The sequence below is a fragment of the Roseateles sp. P5_B10 genome (assembly GCF_056400485.1).
On sequence record NZ_JBFULE010000672.1, the window covers coordinates 1 to 2,898 of the forward strand.

The 2,898-nt window shown below is 67.5% G+C and carries 4 protein-coding genes and 1 pseudogene; all 5 read left to right on the forward strand.

Annotated elements, in window-relative coordinates; genetic code table 11:
• Positions 1–83: 83 nt before the first annotated feature.
• A pseudogene (locus tag AC1DU6_RS25735) lies at positions 84–236 on the forward strand (hypothetical protein); the annotation flags it as partial.
• Positions 237–614: 378 nt separating this feature from the next.
• On the forward strand, positions 615–1,010 hold the full coding sequence (locus tag AC1DU6_RS25740; protein ID WP_056203616.1) for a dihydroneopterin aldolase: 396 nt from the start codon (positions 615–617) through the stop codon (positions 1,008–1,010).
• Between the two features lie 5 nt (positions 1,011–1,015).
• Positions 1,016–2,011 (forward strand): tRNA 2-thiocytidine(32) synthetase TtcA, encoded by a 996-nt coding sequence (ttcA, locus tag AC1DU6_RS25745; RefSeq protein WP_082532988.1) that lies wholly within the window; start codon positions 1,016–1,018, stop codon positions 2,009–2,011.
• Between the two features lie 61 nt (positions 2,012–2,072).
• Positions 2,073–2,696 carry a DUF4136 domain-containing protein gene (locus tag AC1DU6_RS25750; protein ID WP_056203113.1) on the forward strand — a complete coding sequence of 208 codons (624 nt, stop codon included), beginning with the start codon at positions 2,073–2,075 and terminating at the stop codon, positions 2,694–2,696.
• 75 nt (positions 2,697–2,771) lie between these two features.
• Positions 2,772–2,898: NTP transferase domain-containing protein (locus AC1DU6_RS25755; protein WP_477860582.1), on the forward strand; the 127-nt coding region annotated here is incomplete at its 3' end.

The following is a 2,898-nucleotide window of genomic DNA, read 5'->3' on the forward strand; positions in this document are numbered from 1 at the left end:
TGACGCTGCGCCTGGGCACGCGGGCCGAGTCCGCCCGCCACACGCCCGCAGGCTGGACCCTGCAACTGGCCACCGGCGAGCATGTGCAGGCCCGCGCCCTGCTCGTCGCCACCGGCCTGCGCCTGTTGCGCCCGGCGCGCTACTTCGCCGTACCGCATGAGCGCGTGCTGGACGCCTCCCAATTGACCGCCCGCCGCGAGGCCCTGTCGCCAGGGCGCGTGCTGCTGCTGGGCGCCGGCGACAACGCCGCAGAGAACGCCCTTTTCCTGGCCGAGCGCGGCCATGAGGTGACTGTCTGGTCGCGCGGCAGCTGGCGCGCCCAGATCCACCTGGCCGAGCGGGCGACCGCCCACCCCCGCATCACGGTGCAACTGGCCACGCCACTGCCCGAGGCCCTGCTGCCGGACGACCGCGGCGTCACTGTCGGCGCCGAACGTTTCGACTTTGTCGCCGCACTGCTGGGCTTCGAGCCCGAGCCTTCCGCCTTTGCGCTGCTGGACGAGGCCTCGCGCCAACGCGCCTTCGTCGCCGGTGACGCCAGCCGTCGCTGGCATCCCTGCGTGCAGACGGCACTRGCCGATGGCGTGCAGGCGGCCAAGCAGATCGAACTGGCGCTGCGCCCGCAGGTCGCCGCCGCGCCGCAGCGCTACAACAACCGCCAGGTCATCCATCTGCAGGGCCTGCGTTTTCGCGCCAACCTGGGCGTGCTCGACTTCGAACGCACCGGGCCCCAGCCCATCCAGGTCGATGCCGAGGTCAACCTCGGCGCCATGCCGGTGGTCGCGCGCGACGCCGACATCGGCCATGTGCTGGACTACCGCCGCGTGCGCACGGCCATCATCGACGAGTGCACGGCCGAGCACACCGACCTCGTCGAAGCCCTGCTCGGCAAGCTCTGCAACCGCCTGATGAGCCTGCCCGGCGTCGTCGGCGTGCGCCTGAAGCTGACCAAGCTCGAAATCTTTCCCGACTGCGAAGTCGCAATCAGCACCGAACTGGGTGCATGGTGAACAACATGTCTGAACTTGATTTGCCCCCACGCTCGCACGGCGAGCTGCCCCCCGAGGGGGCTGTCAGCGGTTTCGGGCGGCCGGGCACCGCTGACGTCCTCGATTTCGCCGAACAAGCCGCGGCCGACAAGAAGGCCGCGTTTGAGATCAACAAGCTGTCCAAGCGCCTGCACCGCCAGGTCGGCCAGGCCGTCACCGACTTCAACATGATCGAAGACGGCGACAAGGTCATGGTGTGTCTGTCGGGCGGCAAGGACAGCTACGCCATGCTGGACATCCTGCTCAACCTGCAGCAGCGCGCGCCAATCAAGTTCAGCCTCGTCGCCGTCAACCTCGACCAGAAGCAGCCCGGCTTCCCCGAGGAGGTGCTGCCCAACTACCTGCGTTCGCGCGGCGTGGACTTCCACATCGAGAACCAGGACACCTATTCCATCGTCAAGAAGCTCATCCCCGAGGGCAAGACGACGTGCAGCCTGTGCTCGCGCCTGCGCCGCGGCATCCTGTACCGCGTGGCCGGCGAACTGGGCGCCACCAAGATCGCGCTGGGCCATCACCGCGACGACATGGTCACGACGCTGTTCCTGAACATGTTCTTCGGCAGCCGCATGAAGGGCATGCCGGCCAAGCTGGTGAGCGACGACGGCAAGAACGTCGTCATCCGCCCGCTGGCCTATGTGAAGGAGCCCGACCTCGTGCGCTGGGCCGAACACCGCGAGTTCCCCATCATTCCGTGCAACCTGTGCGGAAGCCAGGACAACCTGCAGCGCGTGCAGGTCAAGGCCATGATCAACGAGTGGGAAAAGCGCTACCCCGGCCGTATCGACAACATCTTCACGGCCATGGGCAACGTCGTGCCCTCGCACATGATGGACAAGAAGCTCTTCCCGTTCGAGACCATGAAGGCCACGGGCCGGGCCGAGCCCGACGGCGACATCGCCTTCGACGACGATGAAAGCTGCGCGACACCCGCGCAGGCTTCAGTCATCACGCTGCAACGCTGATTTACACGCGGGCAATCTGAGCGGGTCAGAATGACGGCATCTCGTTGATGGAGGTGCCGTCATGAACCGCCGCCTGATCCTCGCCACCCTTGCCGCTGCCTCGGTCGCTGCCTTCACCGGCTGCGCCGGCCCGTACACGGTCTCCGCTGACGTCTCCAGTTATGGCAATTGGCCGGCCGACCGCAAGCCCGGCAGCTATGCCTTCGACCGCCTGCCCTCGCAGCAGCAGAGCGAGGAAGCCGCCAAGCGCCAGGCCACGCTGGAAGACGCCGCCAAGGCCGCGTTGGAAAAGGCCGGCTTCAGGCCTGCCGCCGATGCGAAGAGCGCTGACGTGCTCGTCACGCTGGGCGCCCGCGTCACCGCCTACGACCCCGTGCCCTGGGATGACCCGCTGTGGTGGCGCTGGCGCGGCCGCCTCATTTCGCCGCGCTATGGCTATGTGCCAGGCTGGAGCGGCTTTGGCTGGCGCCACGATCCGTTCTTCGATCGCCGCTACGACCGCGCCGTGGCCCTGCTGATGCGTGACCGCGCCAGCGGCGAGGCCCTGTTCGAGACCCATGCCAGCAACGAGGGCGTGACCATGGGCAGCGACGCCCTGCTGACGCCGCTGTTCGACGCGGCCATGGCCGAGTTCCCCAAGGTCAACCCGAAATCGCATCGCGTCTCCGTGCAAGCCGTCCGCTAGCGGCGAGGACAGCAGGGAACAGCGCCCCGCCTGCCCATAATCGCGGCTTCGTTCAAACGCAGTCGCAAGGCAGGCATGGCGCTCAACATCGTGATCATGGCGGCGGGCAAGGGCACCCGCATGAAGTCCGCAACGCCCAAGGTGTTGCACAAGCTCGCCGGCCGCTCATTGCTGGCTCATGTGCTGAAGAGCTGCGAGCCCC

What these genes read in the sequence shown, in the direction of transcription:
- ttcA (WP_082532988.1), top strand. Translation starts at nt 1,016, where the DNA reads ATGTCTGAACTTGATTTGCCCCCACGCTCGCACGGCGAGCTGCCCCCC.
- AC1DU6_RS25750 (WP_056203113.1), top strand. Translation starts at nt 2,073, where the DNA reads ATGAACCGCCGCCTGATCCTCGCCACCCTTGCCGCTGCCTCGGTCGCT.